The following is a 19,737-nucleotide window of genomic DNA, read 5'->3' on the forward strand; positions in this document are numbered from 1 at the left end:
TCAGCTCTCGTCCGGGCGGTCGGCGCCGTCGCGCAGGCGGGTCACCGTCTCGCGGGACTCCTCACCCTCCAGCGGCTTGGCCGGCGCCTCGTTGATCCGGACCTCGTCCTCCTTGCCCAGGAAGAGGTGCTTGAACTCGCCGATCGCCGAGTCGAGCGAGGCGATGATGTCGTCGCCCCACTTGTTGTCCGCGATCGCGGCCAGGATGCCCTCGTGCTTGTGCCGGAGGTACTGGAGGAACTCCGACTCGAAGCGGCGGACCTCGCCGACCGGGACGTCGTCCAGCTTGCCCTCGGTGCCGGCCCAGACGGAGACGACCTGCTCCTGCACCGGGTACGGCGAGTAGTTCGGCTGCTTGAGCAGCTCGACCAGGCGGGAACCGCGGTCCAGCTGGGCCCGGGAGGCCCGGTCCAGGTCGGAGGCGAAGGCGGCGAACGCCTCCAGCTCGCGGTACTGGGCCAGGTTCAGCCGCAGCGAGCCGGCGACCTTCTTCATCGGCTTCACCTGCGCGGCGCCACCGACCCGGGAGACCGAGGTGCCGACGTTGATGGCCGGCCGGACGCCCTGGTTGAACAGGTCGGTCTCGAGGAAGATCTGGCCGTCGGTGATGGAGATGACATTGGTCGGGATGAACGCCGAGATGTCGTTCGCCTTGGTCTCGATGATCGGCAGACCGGTCATCGAGCCGCCACCCAGCTCGTCGGAGAGCTTCGCGCAGCGCTCCAGCAGGCGCGAGTGCAGGTAGAAGACGTCACCCGGGTAGGCCTCACGGCCCGGCGGGCGGCGCAGCAGCAGCGACACGGCGCGGTACGCCTCGGCCTGCTTGCTCAGGTCGTCGAAGACGATCAGGACGTGCTTGCCGCCGTACATCCAGTGCTGCCCGATGGACGAGCCGGTGTAGGGCGCCAGGTACTTGAAGCCGGCCGGGTCGGAGGCCGGGGATGCGACGATGGTGGTGTACTCCATCGCGCCCGCCTCCTCCAGCGTCCCCTTGATCGAGGCGATGGTGGAGGCCTTCTGGCCGATGGCGACGTAGATGCAGCGGACCTGCTTCTTCGGGTCGCCGGAGCGCCAGTTCTCGCGCTGGTTGAGGATCGTGTCCAGGGCGACGGTGGTCTTGCCGGTCTTGCGGTCACCGATGATCAGCTGGCGCTGGCCACGGCCGATCGGGGTCATCGCGTCGACGGCCTTGATGCCGGTCTGCAGCGGCTCGTCGACCGACTTGCGGGACATCACGTTCGGGGCCTGGAGCTCCAGCTCGCGGAAGCCCTCGTTGGCGATGTCGCCCAGGCCGTCGATCGGCTCGCCGAGCGCGTTCACCACGCGGCCGAGGAACGCGTCGCCGACCGGCACCGACAGCACCCGGCCGGTGCGCTTGACACGCTGCCCCTCTTCGATCCCGCCGAAGTCACCGAGGACGACGACACCGATCTCCCGGACGTCGAGGTTCAGCGCCACGCCGAGCGTGCCGTCCTCGAACTCCAGGAGCTCGTTGGTCATGGTCGAGGGAAGACCCTCGACGTGGGCGATGCCGTCACCGGCGTCGGCGACGGTGCCGACCTCCTCGCGGGAGACGTCGGCCGTGTAGGAGGAGACGTAGCGCTCCAGGGCGCCGCGGATCTCCTCCGTCGAGATGGTCAGCTCGGCCATCCTCTGCTTCCTTAAGTATCTCAGGGCCCGGGATACCTGGTACCGACCGGTCCGGTGGCGACGAATCAGGGCTCAGCGCTTGGCGAGCGCGTTGCGGGTCTCGTTGAGGCGGCGCAGGACGGTCCCGTCGTACAGGTCGGATCCGACTCGTACGCGCACTCCGCCGAGCAAGTCGGGGTCGACCGTCTGCTTGACGGACACCTCCCGACCGTACATCTGGGAGAGGCGGACACCGAGGCGTCGCTCCTCCTCCTCGGTCAGCGGGGCCGCCACGGTCACGTACGCGACCTGACGGTCCCGCCGGTCGGCGGCCAGCTCGACCAGCCGGGTGAGCGCACCGGTGAAGGAGCGCCCCCCGAAACCGGCGAGCGCGGTCTCGACGAGGCGGATGGTGACCGGCTGGGCCTTGCCGGCGAGCAGCTGCTGGGCCAGTTCGGCCCGCCGCTGCACCGGGGCCATCGGGTCGGAGAGCGTGTTGGACAGCTCGGCGGAGCCGGAGACGACCTGCCCGAAGCGGAACAGCTCGTCCTCGACCTCGCCCAGGTCGCCGGCCAGGTCGGCGCTGGCGAGCAGCGCCTCCACGCCGAGGCGCTCGACGCCGTCGAGCAGCTCGGACGGAACCGACCAGCGGCCGGACACCATCGACGTGAGCAGGTCGAGCGCTTCCGCGCCGATCCGCCCGCCCAGCATGTCGCCGAGCAGGCCGGCACGATCGGCACCGGCCCGGGCCGGGTCGGAGAGCGCCCGGCGCAGCCGCGGCTCGCGCCGCAGCAGGGCGGCGACGGAGAGGATGTCGTCGGCGGTGGAGGCCACCGCCGACGGCTCCGCGCCGCGGACGTACGCGTCGAGGCGTTCGGCCCCGGTCCGGTACGACTCCCGGCTGGCGGCCTGCATCAGCGGGCCCCCGTGCTCTCGAGATCGCTCAGGAACCGGTCGACGGTGCCCTTGCGACGCGCCTCGTCGGCGAGCGACTCACCGACGATCTTGCTGGCCAGGTCCACCGCGATGGTGCCCACCTCGGTGCGCAGCTCGCGCACGATGGTGGCCCGCTCGGCGGCGAGCTGCTCCTTGCCGGCGGCGATGATCCGGTCGGACTCCTCACGCGCCTTGGCGAGGATGTCCTGGCGGATGCCGTCGGCGTCGGCCCGCGCGTCGTCGCGGATCTTGGCGGCGTCGGTACGCGCCTCCGCGAGCTGGGCCCGGTACTGCTCGAGCAGCTGGTTCGCCTCGGCCTGGGCCGCCTCGGCGCGCTTGATGCCACCCTCGATCGCGTCGACCCGCGCCTGGTACATCGCCTCCATACGGGGCATGACGAACTTCAGCAGGACGAAGACGAGCAGGGCGAAGGAGATCGTTCCGACGACCATCTCCTGCCAGATCGGCAGGATCGGATTGTGCGCGCCTTCGGCGGCGAGATACATGTCAGACCTCCGGATCGGGAGAGCTCGCGTCAGCTAACGGCGAAGGCGAGCACCAGGCCGAACAGCGCCAGCGCCTCGACCAGGGCGAAGCCCAGCACCAGCCAGGTGCGGTTGTAGCCGGCCGACTCGGGCTGGCGAGCGCTCGACTGGATGTAGGCCGCGAAGACCAGAGCCACACCGATACCGGGGCCGATGGCGGCGAGGCCGTAGCCGATGGTGTTGACGTTGCCACCGATCTCGGCAAGAACGTTCATTGCGGGTATTCCTCCTAGTTCACACGTGAGGGCTCACGTGTACGCGGTCGGTACCAGATGCTTGGCCGGGCCGGGTGCCCGCCGAGCCGGATCTCAGTGCTCGTCGGCCAGCGACGTGCCGATGTAGTTGGCGCTCAGCGTGACGAAGACGTATGCCTGCAGCACCGCCACCAGCGCCTCGAAGAAGGCCATCACGATCGCCATCGCGAAGGAGAAGACAGAGGTCGCCTGAACGAAGACGCTGCTCGACCCGAGCATCACGAAGCCGCCGACGGTGAAGACCAGCAGGAGCAGGTGGCCGGCGAACATGTTGGCGAAGAGCCGCAGTGCCAGGGTGACCGGCCGGACGACGAAGTTCTGCAGGAACTCGATCGGAATCAGCAGGAAGTGCATCGGCCACGGCACGCCGGGCAGGATGAGGCTCTGCTTGAGGTACTTGCCGAGGCCGTGCTTGCGGACGCCGACGTAGTTGTACATGACGTACGAGATGGCGGCGAGCACGATCGGGAACGCGATGTGCGAGTTCGGCGAGATCTGCAGGCCGGGCACGATGCTGAAGATGTTGGTCAGCAGGATGAAGCTGAACAGCACCGTGAGGTAGGGCGCGAAGCGGATGCCCGCGTTACCCATCTGCTCACGGGCGATGTTGTCCCGGACGAGCCCGTAGACCGCCTCGGCCGCCCACTGGCCCTTGCCCGGCACCAGCTTCGGCTTCCGGTACGCGGCCACGAAGAAGATGATCAGCAGCGCGACGGCGATCCAGATCATGATGCTGAACTTGGTGACCCAGGGGCCGGCCACGTTCGGCGGGTAGAAATCCCCGACGCTGGGGGGCCAGGGAAGGTCCTGGGCGACGACCAGCTGTCCGCTCACCGTGTCATCCTCCGCACTCAACAGACCCGCGCGTGCCGGAACTCAGGCACTGAGCCTCTTCATGATCAGGTAGATCGCCCCGGCCGCGCCGAGCATCATGCCGACGGCGACCCCGATGCCGGCTGGCAGACCGAGGAACCGCTCCGCCAACCAGCCGAGGCCACCCCACATCAGAATGCCGGCGAGAAGGTAACCCACGACGGCGCCCGCCACGCCGTCCGACGAGTGCTCGTCGGACTTGTGGGAGTGGGGGTCATCGGCCATGACGTGGCGAACAATATCAGCAGGGGCGCGCGGGGATGTGCGGCACCCCCCACACTGCGGACAGCGTGCGGGCCGTGCTGCGGGCGCGTCAACCTCGCGCCACGTTACTCCTGTCGCGCCCGTCAGGGCACCCGCCGGACCGGACACGATTCGGCGAAGTCACTCGATGTCGTCGCGACGCTCGAAGGTGGGCAGTGGAGACCTCATCGCCCAGGTCAGGTGGGCGCCGGTCCACACCACCACGGCCGCGATGATGGCCACGCCCATGTCCGGCAGGCCGGGCCAGCCGGTGGCCGCCACGGCGGCCATCACCACGCCCAGAATCACGATCTTGGTGGCGTAGGTGACCAGCCCGACCGACATGATCATCCTGGGGTGGACGGCGTCCGCCCAGGCCACCGAGAGGCTGGAGATCAGGTAGCTGACGATCACCAGCGCCACGCCGGCCGCGAACCCGGCCGCACCGGTCGGCCCGCGCAGCAGCGCCGCCACCGGCACCCCCACCACCGCGAGCGCCGCGCACGCCAGCAGCGGCAGCCGCAGGTGGGTCAGCCGGGCCCGGATCGCGCCGGGCTCACCCGCCCGTGGCGCGGTCATCGGGGGTACGCCGGGAAGGCGGCGGCCAGCTCGGCGACCTCACGGGCCACTGCGGTCAGCGTGTCGGCGCCGCCGGGGGCACCCGGATCGGTGCGTACCGCACGCGCGATCAGCCCCGCGATCCGGCCCATCTCCCCCTCGCGCATGCCCTGGGTGGTCACGCTCGGCGTACCCACCCGGATGCCGGAGGCGACGAGCGGCGGCTGCGGGTCGTACGGGATGGCGTTCTTGTTCAGGGTGATGCCGGCGGCCTCGCAGCGGGCCTCGGCCTCGGCGCCGGTCACGCCCGCCTCCCGCAGGTCCAGCAGCGCCAGGTGGGTGTCGGTGCCGCCGGAGACCGGCCGCAGGCCGTCGGCGGCCAGGCCGTCGGCGAGCGCCCGCGCGTTCGTGACCACCTGGGCGGCGTACGTGCGGAACTCCGGCTGCGCGGCCTCGCGCAGCGCGACCGCCTTGGCCGCGACCGCGTGCATCAGCGGACCGCCCTGGGTGAACGGGAAGACCGCCTTGTCGATCCGCGCGGCGAGCGACTCCCGGCAGAGGATCATGCCGCCGCGCGGGCCGCGCAGCACCTTGTGGGTGGTCGCGGTGACCACGTCGGCGTACGGCACCGGGGACGGGATCGCGCCACCGGCGACCAGGCCGATGAAGTGCGCGGCGTCCACCATCAGGTACGCGCCGACCTCGTCGGCGATCTCCCGGAACCGGGCGAAGTCGATGAGCCGGGGGTACGCGGTCGCGCCACAGATGATCAGCTTGGGCCGGTGCGCCCGGGCCAGGTCGCGTACCTCGTCGTAGTCGATCGTCTCGTTGTCCGGCCGGACCGTGTAGCCGACCGGGTGGAACCACTTGCCGGAGAAGTTCACCCGGCTGCCGTGGGTCAGGTGCCCGCCGTGCGGCAGGTCCATGGCCAGCACCGTGTCACCCGGCTGCACCAGGGCGGCGTACGCGGCCAGGTTGGCGCTCGCCCCGGAGTGCGGCTGGACGTTCGCGTGCTCGGCGCCGAACAGATCCTTCGCCCGGGAGACGGCCAGCGTCTCGGCCCGGTCCACCTCGGCGCAGCCGCCGTAGTAGCGCCGCCCCGGGTAGCCCTCGGCGTACTTGTTGGTGAGCGTGGAGCCGAGCGCGGCCAGCACCGCCGGTGAGGTGAGGTTCTCGCTGGCGATCAGTTGCAGACCGCCGCGCAGCCGGTCCAGCTCACCCAGCACCACCTCGGCGATCTCCGGGTCGACGGTACTGAGCTGCTGGAAGTCCGGCCCCCAGAAGATGTCCCTCGCGTTCTCCACAGCGAAGGAGTCTACGGAGCCGCACACTGGATGCCGTGAGATGCCTCGTCACCGGTGCGACCGGCTACATCGGCGGGCGCCTCGCGCCCCGGCTGCTGGCCGAGGGGCACACCGTACGCTGCCTGGCCCGTACCGCCGGGCGGCTGCGGGACGTGCCGTGGGCGGCCGAGGCGGAGATCGTCGAGGGTGACCTGCGCCGCCCGGAGACGCTGCCGGCCGCGTTCGAGGGCGTGGAGGTCGCGTACTACCTGGTCCACTCGCTCGGCCAGCGCGGCTTCGAGACGGCCGACCGGGAGGCGGCGACGAACTTCGCCGAGGCGGCGCGCGCCGCGGGCGTACGCCGGATCGTGTATCTCGGCGGGCCGGAGCCGCCGGAGCGCGACGGCCTGCCCTCGGCGCACCTGCGCTCCCGGGCGGAGGTGGCGCGGATCCTGCTGGACAGTGGCGTGCCGACGGTGGTGCTGCGCGCCGCCGTGATCATCGGGTCGGGTTCGGCCTCGTTCGAGATGCTGCGCTACCTGACCGAACGGCTCCCGGCGATGGTCACCCCCCGCTGGGTACGCAACCGGATCCAGCCGATCGCGGTCCGGGACGTACTGCGCTACCTGGCCGGCTGCGCGCACCTGCCGCCCGGCGTCAACCGGGCCTTCGACATCGGCGGTCCGGACGTGCTGACCTTCGCGCAGATGATGCAGCGCTACGCCCGGGTCGCCGGGCTGCGGCGCCGGGTCATCCTGCCGGTACGTCCGCTCACCCCGTCGCTCTCCTCGCACTGGGTCGGCCTGATCACGCCGGTGCCGAACGCGATCGCCAGGCCGCTGGTGGAGAGCCTGGTGCACGAGGCGGTGGCACACGAGCACGACATCGCCGAGTACGTGCCGGACCCGCCGGACGGTCTGATCGGCTTCGACCAGGCGGTCGCGCTGGCGCTGAACAAGGTGCGCGACGCGCAGGTGGAGACGCGCTGGTCGAACGCGAGCGGGCCGGACGCGCCCGCCGAGCCGCTGCCGTCGGACCCGCACTGGTCCGGCGGCACCGCCTACACCGATTTGCGGGAGCGGACGGTGGACGCGCCGCCGTCCGCGCTGTGGCGGGTCATCGAGGGCGTCGGCGGCGAGCACGGCTGGTACTCGTTCCCGCTGGCCTGGTCGGTGCGCGGCTGGATGGACCGGCTGGTCGGCGGCGTCGGGCTGCGCCGGGGCCGGCGCGACCCGCACCGGCTCCAGGTCGGTGAGGCGCTGGACTTCTGGCGGGTCGAGGAGATCGTCCCGGGTGAGCTGCTGCGGCTGCGCGCCGAGATGCGGCTGCCCGGCCGGGCCTGGCTGGAGATGCGCGCCGAGCCGGCCGGGGACGGCCGCAGCCGCTACGTCCAGCGCGCCGTGTTCCTCCCGCACGGCCTGCCCGGCCACCTCTACTGGGCCTCGGTCGCCCCGTTCCACGCGGTCGTCTTCGGCGGGATGGCCCGCAACATAGCCCGAGGCGCCGAACACCCCGGCGGTTAGGAAGGTCAGTTGCCGGTTCGCGGACTGGTGCGCTGGAAGGCCACGGCCTGGCCGGGCGGGACGAAGTCGCGTACCGGCTCGTCGCGCAGCGACCACGCGAGGATACGGCCCACGGCGGCGATCTGCCGCTTCTGCACGCCTCCGCCGACCGCATCCCGGGGGTCGTCCGGGTTCGCGGCGATCGTCGCCACGGAGAGCTGCGGGGTGAACGCGACGACCGTCTCGGTGGCGTTCCGCTCCGAGCTGCCGGTCTTGCCCGCCACCGGCCGGCGCAGGCCCGGGGCCAGTTCCTCGGCCGTGCCGCCGTCGCAGCGCCGGTACATCGACTGGTCGCCGACCGGGCAGCGGCTGGCGTCGGCCGCCGCGCGGGCGACCTCGGTGTCGAGCACCTGCCGGCAGTCGGTGTTGCCGGCGGCCACCTTCCGGCCGGCCGGGTCGGTGATCGAGGTGACCGGCGTGGGCCGGCACCAGGTGCCCTCGGCGGCCACGGCGGCGTACGCGCCGGCCAGGTCCAGCGGCGTGGTGGCGGAGACGCCGAGCGTGAACGGCCCCCAGCTCTCGGCGCCCTCGCGGGCCATCCGGGCGTCCGCCGGGGCGCGGAACACGATGCCCAGCCGCTGGGCCATCTCGACCACCCGGTCCGCGCCGACGCGCTCGGTCAGCCACGCGAAGTACGTGTTCACCGACCGGCCGAACGCGTCCCACATGTCCCGGTCGCCGTCCATCCAGTAGGTGTTGGCGTTCTCCGGGCACCACCGGCCGCCGCAGCTCGCCGGGCCGGCGCCGACCGGGTACTGCGTCACGTAGACGCGCGGGGCGTCGAACTCGGTGTCCAGCGGCAGCCCGGCCTCCAGCGCGGCCAGCAGCGCGAACAGCTTGAACGTGGAGCCCGCCTGGTAGCCGGTGATGCCGCCACCGCCGGCCACCAGCTGGTTGACCGTGTTCGGGTAGTTCTGCTGCCCGGCCGGGTTGGCGGCCGTGCCGTAGGTGCGGTTCACCGCCATGGCCAGCACCCGGCCGGTGCCCGGTTGCACCACGGCGGTCGGCGCCGCCCGCGCGATCGTCTCCGGATAGATCTCCCGTACCTGCTCGCTCGCCTTGGCCTGCACATCCGGGTCGAGCGAGGACACGATCTTCCAGCCGCCGCGGCGCAACGTCCGCTGCCGCTCGTCGACGTTCTCGCCGAACGCCGGCTGGGCGTTCCACCACTGGGTGAACCAGTCGCAGAAGAAGCCCCAGTCGTTGTGGTCGGCAGGCACCGCGGCGCAGTCGTTCGGTGTGGTGTTGGGCTTGAGGGCCAGTTCCGTGGCCTTTGCCGCCTCGGCGTCGGCGGCGCTCGCCCGTCCGGTCTCCACCATCCGGTCCAGCACGTACGCCCGCCGTTGCCGGGCCGCGTCGGCGTCGCCGTTGATCGGGTCGTCGGCCGGGGACCGGACCAGCCCGGCGAGCAGCGCCGCCTGGGCCAGCGTGAGGCGGTCCGGCGTGGTGGAGAAGTAACGCTTGCTGGCGGCGGCGATGCCGTACGCCCCGGCGCCGAAGTAGGCGATGTTCAGGTAGCGCCCGAGGATCTCGTCCTTGCCGATCTGCCGTTCCAGCGTCAGCGCGTACCGCATCTCGCGGATCTTGCGCCCGACGGTGATCTCGGTGGCGGCGGCCCGCTGCTCCTCGGTCAGCCGGGGGTCACCGGCCAGCGCGTTGCGCACGTACTGCATGGTCAGCGTGGACGCGCCCTGGCGGGTGCCCTCGCGGCGATTGGCCGTGAACGCCCGCGCCACGCCGCGCACGTCGACGCCGTGGTGCTCGTAGAAGCGCACGTCCTCGGCGGCCACGATGGCGTCGCGCATCACCGGCGCCACCTCGCCGACCGGCACGTCCACCCGGTCCTCGACGTAGAACGAGGTGATCAGCGTCCGCCCGTCGTTCGCGTACAGGTTGGAGCGCTGCGCCGGCTGCGGCGTCTTGAGCGCCTCCGGCAGCACCGTGTAGGGCATCAGGTTCTTCACACCGAGCCCGAAGACCAGCGCGGCCGGCAGCGCGGCGGCGGCCAGGGCCAGTCCGGCGAGCACGCCGGCGAGCACAACGGTGAACAGCTTGTCGAGATAGGCCCGGTTCATCAGCTCTCCCCGCAGGAGCCGGCCGTACGGACCAGTTCAGAATGACCGGAACGGCCGCTTTCGCCCCCGCCTTCCGCGAAATGCGCAGGAAGTTCGCGAGGAAGGATGAACCACGATCAGGGGAACAGGACGGCAGCCAGCGGCTGCACCGTCTCCTCGATCTCGTCGGCGACCCGGCTGAAGCACTGGTCGCCCCGGCCCCACGGGTCGTCCAGGTCGTCGGTGGGCAGCGCGGAGGCGTCTTGCCGGGCCGCGTCGGCGGCCGCGACGAGGGCGACGCCGCGCGCGTACACGGCGTCCGGCGTCGGCTCGGCAGCCGGCAGTGCGGACCGGTCCAGCCCGCCGAGCAGGCGGCCGAACTCACCGAGGACGAACGTGCGCGCGGCGGCGTCGGGCCGCAACGCCACCACGTACTCCTGCTGGTCGGCAGTGGCGGTGAGCACCAAATCGGCGGCGTCGATCAGGTCGGAGCGCAGCCGCCGGGCGGCGAAGCCCTCGGTGTCACCGCCGCGCGAGATCACCTGCCGGGCGGCGGGCGGGTTCATCTCCTCCCCCGCGTGCCAGCCGCCGGTGCCGGCGCTGTGGCTGTGCACGAGCGCGTCCGACCCGGCCGGGTCGACGTCGAGGCGGGCCAGCCGCTCCCGGACCGCGAGCAGCAGCAGCCGCTCGGCCATCGGTGACCGGCAGATGTTGCCCATGCAGACGTGCAGGACGGTGAAGGGCGGCACTCAGACCCCCCGCTCGTCGAGGATGTCCGGCACGACCTCGCGCAGCTTCGCCAGCGTCACCGCGCCCTCGCGCAGCACCCGCGGCACGTCGCCGGTCAGGTCGACGATTGTGCTCGGCACCGGGTCGACCGCAGGCCCGGCCTCCAGGTACGCCCGGACTCCGTAGCCGAGCTGGTCGCGCGCCTCCTCGGCGGTTAGCGCGGCGGGCTGGCCGATCTTGTTGGCCGAGGCCACGGCCATCGGCCCGGTCTCCCGCAGCACCTCCAGCGCGACCGGGTGCAGCGGCATCCGCACCGCCACCGTGCCGCTGCTGTCGCCCAGATCCCAGGCCAGGCTCGGCGAGTGCTCCACCACGATGGTCAGCGCACCGGGCCAGAACGCCTCGACCAGGTCGCGGGCCGCGCCGGGCAGCGAGAAGACCAGGCCGTCGAGCGTGTGCCGGGAACCGATGAGCACCGGGGGCGCCTGCCGGGCGCCACCCTTGGTGTCCGCCAGGGCCTTCACCGCGTACGGGGTGAAGGCGTCCGCCCCGATGCCGTAGACCGTGTCGGTCGGCAGGACGACGAGTTCCCCGTTCTTGACCGCCTCGATGGCAGCGGCGATGCCGCGGTCCCGGTCGGCGGGCGACCGACAGTCGTAGAGCATCACGAGGAGTCAGTCTGCCACGCCCGGGCGGGCTCGGCGTGGGTGCCGTCCGCCCGCCGGGACGCGCTCGCCCAGCGGGGCCGCCCGGCGAGGTCCCGGTGCTCCCGCACCCGGTCGTAGCGGCCGTCGCCGCGCAGCAGCGCCGGCACCGCCGCCGCGTGCGTGTCGTCGTGCTCGATGCCGATCGCGCCGCCCGGGCGCAGCAACGCGGCGGCCCGGCTGACCACCGGCCGGATCACGTCCAGTCCGTCCGCGCCGCCGAACACCGCCTCGTCCGGGTCGTGCCCGGCCACCTCCGGCGGCACGGTGACGGACCTCGGCACGTACGGCGGGTTGCAGAGCAGCACGTCGACCCGTCCGGCCAAATCGGCCAGCAGGTCCGGATCGGTCACGTCGGCGGCCACCACCTCGACCGGCCGGTCCCCGGCGGCGGCCCGGCCGGCCGCGTTGCGCCGCAGCCAGGTCAGCGCGGCCGGGGACCGCTCCACCGCCACCACCCGGGCCGCGGGCACCTCCTGCGCCACCGCGAGGGCGATCGCGCCGGAGCCGCTGCACAGGTCGACCACGAGCGGCGCGGCGTGCTCCCGGGCGCGCTCGATCCCCCAGCCGGCCAGCAGCTCGGTCTCCGGCCGGGGCACGAACACGCCCGGCCCGACGGCCAGCTCCAGGTGCCGGAAACCGGCCGAGCCGAGCAGGTGCTGCAACGGCTCGCGGGTCACCCGCCGCCCGACGAGCGCGTCCAGACGGTCGCGCTGCGCCGCGGTGAAACCGTCGGCGAGCGCCAGCCGACCCCGCGGCACTTCCAGGACGTACGCGGCGAGCTGCTCGGCCTCGGTGCGGGGCGCCTCGACACCGGCCGCCGCGAGCGCGCGCGCCGTCCGGGCGATCACCAGCGAGGGGCGTTCGCGTTCTGTCCCTTCGGACGGGTGTTGCGGGAGTGCGGTCACGCAATAATCATGAGGCGTCGCGGCCCACCTCACGAGCGGGTGCGTCCGGGCGCACACCGCAGGGAGGTCGCGAGTGGGCTGGCTCGACCAGGTCGAGGACCAGGTTGACGCTCTCCGCCGCGCTCGGTCACTGCAGGAGGCCAGCCGGTCCGCGGAGGCGTGCGCCCTGCTCGACCGCGTCATCCGCACCACCGACGACCCGTACGCCCGCGCCGACGCGCTGGTGCAACGCCTGTCCGCGCTGATCAATCTCGGCCGCACCGCCGAGTTCACCCGGGCCGTCGAGGACGCCTCCGCCGCCGTACGCGACCTGACCGAGCCCTACCTGCACGGGCACCTCAACGCGCTGGCCGCGCTCGCCGCCCACCACCAGGGCGCGCTGGACAGGTGCGTGATGCACCTGGTCCGGGCCGCTCGCGCGCTCAGCGCCGACGACACCCCCGACCGGGACACCGCCTGGGGCTGGCACGACCTGGCGATGGCGTACTCGTACCTGAGCTTCCACGGCCACGCTCTGGGCGCGATCGAGCGGGCCCGGGAGGTCGGGCTCAGCGTCGGCATCCCCGAGGAGACGTTCGCCGCCCCCGGGATCCGATTGCGCAACGCGGTCGCGCTCGACCACAACGGCGACAGTGACGGCTGCCTGCGGGTGCTGCGCGACGTCGCCGGCGACCTGGCCCGGTTCCTCCGGGGTGGCGGGGCCGGCAACCTGCGCCCGAGCAGCCTGGCCGCGTACGGCTATGCCGCCGCCCGGCGGGCCGCGCTCGGCGACCGGGTGGAGTCCGCCGGGGACGCCGACCCGAACCGGTTGCTCGGCCACGGCGGCGACAGCGCCCGCGCCCGCGACCTGCGCCAGCTCGGTCAGGTCTGCCTCGCGGTGGCCGCCGGCCGTCCGATCGAGGCGGTCACCCGGCTGGACTCGCTGCGGGTGTCCGACGAGACGCTCGGCGCGGCGGAGGCGCCCCGGCTGCGCAGCGTGGCGCTGGCGCGCGCCGGTGACCACGCGGGCGCGCACCGGGCCGACCGGCACGCGTTCCGGCTGGCGGCGCGGCGCAGCGACCGGCTGCGGGACGTCTACATCGACGGCATCGCCGCCCGGATCGACCACGAGGAGATGCGCCGCGAGGCGGCCCGGTACGAGGGCGAGGCGCTCACCGACCCGCTCACCGGCCTGCCCAACCGGCGCCGGTTGGAGCGCTACCTGGGCGCTGTGGTGTCCCGGGGTGAGCGGGTGGTGATCGGCGTCTGCGACCTCGACGGGTTCAAGGCGGTGAACACCCGCCACGGCCACCACTCCGGTGACCTCGTGTTGCAACGGGTCGCCGGGGTGATCAACCGGGTGATGCGGCGGGGCGACTTCGTGGCCCGCTACGGCGGCGACGAGTTCGTCGTGGTGCTGCCCGACACCGGCATGGCGGAGGCGGTCGAGGTGGCCCGCCGGATCGAGGCGGCCGTCCGCACCGAGGACTGGGAGTCCCTGGTGCCGGGCACGCCGGTCGGGGTGACGATCGGCTTCGCCGAGGTCGACGGCAGCACCACTGTCAGCGTCCGGGAGGCGCTGGGCGCCGCGTTCGAGCTGGCCGACCGGGAGATGCTGCGCGCCAAGGCGCGGTTGCGGGCAAGCTGAGCGGTAAGGAGGGGCCCCCTGTTAACGCCTCCGGTAGAGGAGGGGCCCCCGCTTAACACCTCAGCGGTCAGCGGCGGGACAGCTCGGTCTCGCCGGCCAGCCGGGCCGCGCGATCCGCCTCGGCCAGCGCGTCGAGCACCCCGTCCAGTTCGCCGGCCAGCGCCAGGTCGAGGTTGTACGCGGTGTAACCGATGCGGTGATCGGTGATCCGGTTCTGCGGGAAGTTGTAGGTGCGGATCCGCTCGGACCGGTCTACGGTGCGGACCTGCGCCTTGCGGGCGTCCGACGCCGCCGCGTCCGCCTGCTCCTGGGCGGCGGCCAGCAGGCGGGCGCGCAGGATACGCATGGCCTGCTCCCGGTTCTGCAACTGCGACTTCTCGTTCTGGCAGGAGACCACGATGCCGGTCGGCACGTGGGTGATCCGTACCGCCGAGTCGGTGGTGTTCACCGACTGCCCACCGGGACCGGACGAGCGGAACACGTCGATGCGCAGCTCGTTCGGGTCGATGGTGACGTCCACGTCCTCCGCCTCGGGCAGCACCAGCACACCGGCGGCGCTGGTGTGGATCCGGCCCTGCGACTCGGTGACCGGGACGCGCTGCACCCGGTGCACGCCGCCCTCCCACTTGAGCCGGGACCAGACGCCGTTGCCGCCCTCCGGCACACCCTTGCTCTTGATCGCCAGCGAGACGTCCTTGACGCCGCCGAGATCGGAGTCCTGCGCGTCGATCACCTCGGTGACCCAGCCGTGCCGCTCGGCGTACCGGGTGTACATCCGCAGCAGGTCACCGGCGAACAGCGCCGACTCCTCGCCGCCCTCGCCGGCCTTGATCTCCACGATCACGTCCTTGGCGTCGTGCGGGTCGCGCGGGATGAGCAGTTCCGCGAGCCGCTCCTCCAGCGCCGGCAGGGAATCGGCGATGGTGTCCGCCTCGGCGGCGAAGGACGCGTCCTCGGCGGCCAGCTCCCGGGCGGCGGCCAGATCGGCGCGGGCCTGCTCCAGCTCACCGGCCGCCTTGTGCAGCGGGACCAGTTCGGCGTACCGACGACCGACCCGCCGGGCGGTGCCCTGGTCGGCGTGGATGGCCGGGTCGGCCAGCCGCCGCTCCAGCTCGGCGTACTCGTCGAGGAGGGCGGCCAGGCGCTCACTGCTCATGCTGCGGATGCTCCTTGGAGATGGAACCCGGCACAAACGGACGAACGCCCGCGCCCGGCAGAAGCCGGACACGGGCGTCGTCGACGGAGCTACTTGGCCTTCTTGGCCTGAACCTTGGCGTACTTCTGCTGGAACTTCGCGACCCGGCCGGCGGTGTCCAGCACGCGCTGCTTACCGGTGTAGAACGGGTGGCAGGCGCTGCAGGTCTCGACGCTGATGGCGCCGCCCTTGGCGGTGCTGCGGGTCGTGAACGTGTTACCGCAGGAGCAGCGGACCTCGGTGGTCACGTACTCCGGGTGGATGTTGGGCTTCATGTCGCCTCGGTCCTTTCGTCGGTGGTCGCCGGGTCGCCGTCGGTGCGCCCCGTCGTCACGACGGGCTCGGGCGTGAACCGGAACCGGTGGCCGATTGACCAGTCTGCCACGGGCGTCTTCCACCCGGCACAGGAGGTCCGCCACCCCCAACGCCGGCCCACCCGTCAGCATTCCCACCCCCACCCCACCCACTCCCCCACCGGCCCGCCCGCCGCGGCCCGGCGCGGCGCGGCGCGGCGCGGCGCGGCCGGGCCGGGCCGGGCCGGGCCGGGCCGGGCCGGGCCGGGCCGGGCCGGGCCGGGCCGGGCCGGGCGATCATGAAGTTGACGGCACTTCCTGCCCCCTTTGTCCCAGCCAACCTCATGATCAACTGGGTCAGGGGGTCCAGGCCATTCAGGTGGGCCGGAAGGCGTGCCACGGATTCGCGGGTGAGTGGAGCGCCGTGGGTGTCTGCGGACCGTTTTGACACCCATGGCGCTCCACTCGGGCGGGCGGCGCGGGGCGGCGCACGCGGGGACGCCGGGAGGGCGGGACGCCTGGAAGGCCCGGAGGGCCCAGAAGTGCGGGAGGGCCGGAACAGCGGGTGGCCGGGAGGGTGGGCGGGCCGGGTAGGGCGGGTGCCCGGTGAGGCTGGTAGGGCGGGTGGGACCGGCGGAGGCCGGCGGAGGCCGGCGGAGGCCGGCGGAGGCCGGCGGAGGCCGGCGGAGGCCGGCGGAGGCCGGCGGAGGCCGGCGGAGGCCGGCGGAGGCGGGGCTCCTCCGAAGGTGAGGAGCCCCGGCCCCGGGGTCAGGAAGCGGGCGCCTGCACCGCGGCGGTGGTGGTGGTCACCGTCACCTCGGCCTTCACGCCGTTCACCGTCACCGTCAACTGCACCTGGGCACCCGGACGCAACGCGGTGAGCTTGCCGGTGACCGGGTCGAACCAGGCCGCGTGCCACGGTCGTACGCCCGTCACGCCACCGATGTGCAGGTTCGGCGAGCCGGACCAGTCGGCGCTGACCGGTGCCGCCACCGGCACCTGCCGGCCGCTGGGCTGGGTGAGCGTGGCCGTGACGCCGACTGACGCTCCCCGGCGCACCTGCGCGGGCGCGGTCAGCGCGAGCCGGTCGACGTGGGCGTGCATCTCCGCGCTGACCCACCGCGGTCCTTCGGCCAGCGGGTCACGGCGGGCCCGCTCGGCCTCCCTCGGCGTCACCGGGTCCACGCCGAACTCGGTCCAGCCGGTGAACCCGCCGAGCGAGGCCGGCGTGGACGGGTCCTTGCCCGAGTTGCCGTTGATCACGTACGGCACGCCGTCCACCCGGTCGGCGTGGAACGTGCCGACGTGGCCGTTGACCATCAGCGCGCCCTTGCCGGTGCGGTGCTGGAAGTCCGCCAGCCACTGCTCGACCAGTGCCGCCTCCTTGCGATCGCCCAGCTGGCTGGCCCTGGCCGGGCTCGGGTCGCGCGGCGGGTGGTGGAAGAACACCGCCACCGAACCGACCGAGCGGTCGGCGGCGGCCTCGTCGAGCGTCCGGCGCAGCAGCTCCACCTGGTCGAACCCGCCCCCGCGCAGCGAGCCGGTGGCGGTGCTCAGCGTCAGGAACCGGGTGCCCCGGTGGTCGAAGACGCGCGAGGTGTCCCCGAAGACGCTGCGGAAGTTGTCGATCGGCGCACCCATGATCTCGTGGTTGCCCGGCACGTAGTGGTACGGCACCTCGCCGTCCAGCTCCTCGTCCAGGAGGCGCTTGGCCAGCGCGAAGTCCGCCGGGTAGGCGGTGTCCACGAAGTCACCGTTGATGATCAGGAAGTCCGGCCGGGCGGCGCGGACCTCGCGCAGCGTACGGCGGGCCTGGGCGACCAGGTCGCTGTCCGGGTTCGCGGCGACGAACTGGGCGTCGGAGAGCACCGCGAAGCGCCAGGGCGCGCCGTCCACAGTGCCGTCCCGGACCACCACCCGGTCGGTGCGGTTGGGCTCCGGCGGCGCCTGCACGTCCGGCGGCACCCGGGCCACCAGGTCGTCGATCACCAACTCGCTGCGGTACTGCTCGGCCGGGTCGGTCTCGGCCACGTAGAACCGGCGCACCCGCACCGGGTACTGCACGCCCGGCGGCACGGCGAACTCGACGTACTTCCAGCCGGTCCAGTCCAGGTACGGGCCGCGCAGCACGAACTGGGTGTCCTGCGCGTCGTGCAGGTGCAGGCTGGGCCACTCGCCGGTGCCGTTCGCCTTGATCCACATGCCGAACGCCTGCGGCTGGCCGGGGACGTCGATCCAGGCGGGCGGGTCGGCGTACGCGGCCCGGGTGCCGGTGGACTGGCTGAAGTCGTACGACATCAGCAGCCCGCCGCCGGTGTGCCCCTCGGCCGGGGCGACCGACCCGGAGGCTCGGGCCTGGCTGAACTTCCAGGACGCGGCGTCGTCGAATCCGGCCACCGGAACGTCGGTGAGCCCGACCGTCACCGGCAGGACCGTGCTGCGGTTGCCGACCCGCGCGGTGACCAGCGCCGAGCCGGTCGCGGCGAGCGCCTTGACGGACAGGTTGCCGTCGGCGGTGGGGGTGACGGCGAGCAGGTCGCTGTCGTACTCCAGCTTCAGGTCGGCCGGCTCGATCGGTGCGGTGTTGCCCTCGGCGTCGTAGCCGACGACGCCGAACACACCGCTGTCACCGGCCCGGTCCAGGCCTACCCGGTCGACGGTGCCGTCGATGCGCGCCAGCGGGCCGAGCACTGTCAGCTCGATGCTGCCCCGGGCCCGGCCGCGGGCGGCCGTGACCGTGCTGCGGCCGGGGACGACGGCCCGGAACACGCCGTCGCCGTCCACCCGGCCGTGGGTGGCGTGCCAGCGCGGCTCGCCGGCGGCCGGGCCGTACGTCTCGTCGTATCCGGCGGCGGTGAGCCGGCGGGTGAGGCCGGGGAAGACCCGGTCCGGCCGGCCGCCGCGCACCGGCGCGACACCGGGTGCGGCGGTCGGGTCGCTGGCGGTCTCCAGCCAGTAGCCGGTGAGCCGGCCGCTGCCCTTCGGGGCGTAGACGGCGAGCCCGTTGGGCACCGGCCGCTCGCTGCCGTCGGAGGGGCTGTTCTCCACCTGGACCGTGGCCGCGCCCGGCTCCCGGGCGAGCAGCGTGGAGGAGCCGCCGCCGTCGAGGTTGAGCGCGTTCGCGGCGCCCAGCTCGGCCATCATGCGGCCCATCTCGGTCTGCGTGACGCCCCGGCTGTCCACCTGCCGCCCGTCCACCGTCATCATGATCATCTTGCGGCCGTCGGCGGAGAAACCGACAGCGGTACGCGGAGCGAGCGACTGGTCGGCGATGCTCTGCACGACGCCGTCGCGGACCAGGACGTTGCCGCCGCCCACCGCGGCGCGCAGGTCACCGCCGTCGGAGGCCCGTGGCCGCCAGGTCAGGTCCACCGCGTCGCCGGGACGCAGCGCGGCGAGCGCGTCGGCGCCGGCCTCGCGGGCGAGCAGCACGGTGCTGCCGGCCGGGATCGGCCCCTCGCCCGCCGTGGCGGCCACGCTCGCCACCCGGCCGCCGGTCAGTGTCACCTCGACCGTCCGGGCCGCGCCCTCCACCGCCCGCTGGCGGGTGTACGACCCCCAGAGCGGCGTGAACACGCCCACGCCGTCGCGCTGCACCATGTTGTTGAACTGGGTGAGCGGCACCGGCCCGGCGGGCAGCGCCGCGGTGCCCTCGAAGCCGACCTGGACGATCCGGCCGATGCCCTGGGCACTGATCCCGACGGCGTTGGGGTGCCCGGCGACCGGCGACTGCACCAGCTCGCCGGAGCGGACGCCGACGCCCTGGGCGGCACCGGAGTTGTTGATGTCGAAGAAGTCGCCGTTGACCGCCGCGACGGCACGGGACCGGTCCACCGCGGCGCGCAGCGGCTCGTCCTTGGTGACCTCGCCGGAGTTCACGTAGTCCACTGTGAGCCCGCCGGCCAGGTCGGCGGTGAGGGCGTCGGCGCGCAGCCAGCCGGCCGCGTCGTACCTGTCGAAGGAGGTCAGGTCGAGGCCGGGCGCGACCGGCCGGGTGGTCTTGGCGGTCTCCAGGCCGCCGGCCGGTTCGACACCGGCGAGCGCGACGGCGGAGTCGGGGCGGGACGAGGCGCGTGGCGCGTCCTCAGCGGCGGTGGCGGCCGACGGTGCGACGACCGGCGGCGCGGCCGTTGCGGCGGAGGGCGGCGACGCGGTGAGGGTCAGCAACGGCGTCAGCAGCAGGACGCCGGCGAGCTGGGCGGGTCGACTGCGGGTTCGCATGGACGACAGTCAACCCGAGGGTGAATAGAAGTTTCAATACCTCACGGCTTAACCGTAGAAAAACTTCACGGTCGGCCGCCCGGCACGCGACGAGGGGCACGGCCGATGCGGCCGTGCCCCTCG

The 19,737-nt window shown here is 73.1% G+C and carries 17 protein-coding genes; 2 read left to right on the plus strand and 15 right to left on the minus strand.

Annotation, left to right across the window (positions count from 1 at the left end; all coding sequences use genetic code 11):
* The 8 genes from atpA to glyA all read right to left on the minus strand — a co-directional run bounded on the left by atpA (nt 1) and on the right by glyA (nt 6,342).
* Nucleotides 1-1,650, minus strand: coding sequence for a F0F1 ATP synthase subunit alpha (atpA, locus tag KSK32_RS05855; protein WP_216929269.1), 1,650 nt, complete (start codon nt 1,648-1,650; stop codon nt 1-3).
* 72 nt (nt 1,651-1,722) lie between these two features.
* Entirely contained in the window at nt 1,723-2,544 is an 822-nt protein-coding gene (locus tag KSK32_RS05860; RefSeq protein ID WP_216929272.1) for a F0F1 ATP synthase subunit delta, read from the minus strand.
* Complete coding sequence (locus KSK32_RS05865; protein ID WP_018789140.1) at nt 2,544-3,071, minus strand: F0F1 ATP synthase subunit B; 528 nt, start codon at nt 3,069-3,071, stop codon at nt 2,544-2,546. Before KSK32_RS05865 ends, KSK32_RS05860 begins: the two co-directional genes overlap by 1 nt.
* Nucleotides 3,072-3,100: 29 nt before the next feature.
* On the minus strand, nt 3,101-3,325 hold the full coding sequence (gene atpE / locus KSK32_RS05870) for an ATP synthase F0 subunit C (protein WP_018789141.1): 225 nt from the start codon (nt 3,323-3,325) through the stop codon (nt 3,101-3,103).
* 93 nt (nt 3,326-3,418) lie between these two features.
* Complete coding sequence (gene atpB / locus KSK32_RS05875; protein ID WP_030504732.1) at nt 3,419-4,198, minus strand: F0F1 ATP synthase subunit A; 780 nt, start codon at nt 4,196-4,198, stop codon at nt 3,419-3,421.
* Between the two features lie 42 nt (nt 4,199-4,240).
* On the minus strand, nt 4,241-4,462 hold the full coding sequence (locus tag KSK32_RS05880) for a hypothetical protein (protein ID WP_216929274.1): 222 nt from the start codon (nt 4,460-4,462) through the stop codon (nt 4,241-4,243).
* 159 nt (nt 4,463-4,621) lie between these two features.
* Complete coding sequence (locus KSK32_RS05885) at nt 4,622-5,059, minus strand: hypothetical protein (RefSeq protein ID WP_216929276.1); 438 nt, start codon at nt 5,057-5,059, stop codon at nt 4,622-4,624.
* The gene (glyA, locus tag KSK32_RS05890) at nt 5,056-6,342 is read right to left on the minus strand and encodes a serine hydroxymethyltransferase (protein ID WP_216929277.1); all 1,287 of its coding nucleotides are present in this window, start codon (nt 6,340-6,342) and stop codon (nt 5,056-5,058) included. Before glyA ends, KSK32_RS05885 begins: the two co-directional genes overlap by 4 nt.
* Nucleotides 6,343-6,377: 35 nt before the next feature.
* Here glyA and KSK32_RS05895 point away from each other — a divergent pair, with 35 nt between their 5' ends.
* The gene (locus KSK32_RS05895; RefSeq protein ID WP_216929279.1) at nt 6,378-7,844 is read left to right on the plus strand and encodes an SDR family oxidoreductase; all 1,467 of its coding nucleotides are present in this window, start codon (nt 6,378-6,380) and stop codon (nt 7,842-7,844) included.
* 5 nt (nt 7,845-7,849) lie between these two features.
* On the opposite strand, the gene KSK32_RS05900 is transcribed toward KSK32_RS05895, so the two are convergent.
* The 4 genes from KSK32_RS05900 to prmC all read right to left on the minus strand — a co-directional run bounded on the left by KSK32_RS05900 (nt 7,850) and on the right by prmC (nt 12,221).
* A complete protein-coding gene (locus KSK32_RS05900; protein ID WP_216929282.1) occupies nt 7,850-9,958 on the minus strand; it encodes a transglycosylase domain-containing protein in 2,109 nt (702 codons plus the stop codon).
* A gap of 116 nt (nt 9,959-10,074) precedes the next feature.
* Nucleotides 10,075-10,686 carry a phosphotyrosine protein phosphatase gene (locus KSK32_RS05905; RefSeq protein ID WP_216929284.1) on the minus strand — a complete coding sequence of 204 codons (612 nt, stop codon included), beginning with the start codon at nt 10,684-10,686 and terminating at the stop codon, nt 10,075-10,077.
* On the minus strand, nt 10,687-11,331 hold the full coding sequence (locus KSK32_RS05910) for an L-threonylcarbamoyladenylate synthase (protein ID WP_013288268.1): 645 nt from the start codon (nt 11,329-11,331) through the stop codon (nt 10,687-10,689). It abuts the gene before it with no gap.
* The gene (prmC, locus tag KSK32_RS05915) at nt 11,331-12,221 is read right to left on the minus strand and encodes a peptide chain release factor N(5)-glutamine methyltransferase (protein ID WP_374226741.1); all 891 of its coding nucleotides are present in this window, start codon (nt 12,219-12,221) and stop codon (nt 11,331-11,333) included. The genes KSK32_RS05910 and prmC overlap by 1 nt, the downstream gene beginning before the upstream one ends.
* 130 nt (nt 12,222-12,351) lie before the next feature.
* Here prmC and KSK32_RS05920 point away from each other — a divergent pair, with 130 nt between their 5' ends.
* Nucleotides 12,352-13,905, plus strand: coding sequence for a GGDEF domain-containing protein (locus KSK32_RS05920; protein WP_216929288.1), 1,554 nt, complete (start codon nt 12,352-12,354; stop codon nt 13,903-13,905).
* Between the two features lie 67 nt (nt 13,906-13,972).
* Here KSK32_RS05920 and prfA read toward each other — a convergent pair whose 3' ends face one another.
* The 3 genes from prfA to KSK32_RS05935 form a co-directional block, all read right to left on the minus strand.
* Nucleotides 13,973-15,061 carry a peptide chain release factor 1 gene (gene prfA, locus KSK32_RS05925; protein WP_018784855.1) on the minus strand — a complete coding sequence of 363 codons (1,089 nt, stop codon included), beginning with the start codon at nt 15,059-15,061 and terminating at the stop codon, nt 13,973-13,975.
* 89 nt (nt 15,062-15,150) lie between these two features.
* Complete coding sequence (gene rpmE / locus KSK32_RS05930) at nt 15,151-15,375, minus strand: 50S ribosomal protein L31 (protein WP_013288272.1); 225 nt, start codon at nt 15,373-15,375, stop codon at nt 15,151-15,153.
* A gap of 786 nt (nt 15,376-16,161) precedes the next feature.
* On the minus strand, nt 16,162-19,614 hold the full coding sequence (locus KSK32_RS05935) for a phosphodiester glycosidase family protein (protein ID WP_216929291.1): 3,453 nt from the start codon (nt 19,612-19,614) through the stop codon (nt 16,162-16,164).
* Between the last annotated feature and the right edge of the window lie 123 nt (nt 19,615-19,737).

Source organism: Micromonospora sp. WMMB482 (genome assembly GCF_019038635.1).
Lineage (GTDB): Bacteria > Actinomycetota > Actinomycetes > Mycobacteriales > Micromonosporaceae > Micromonospora > Micromonospora marina.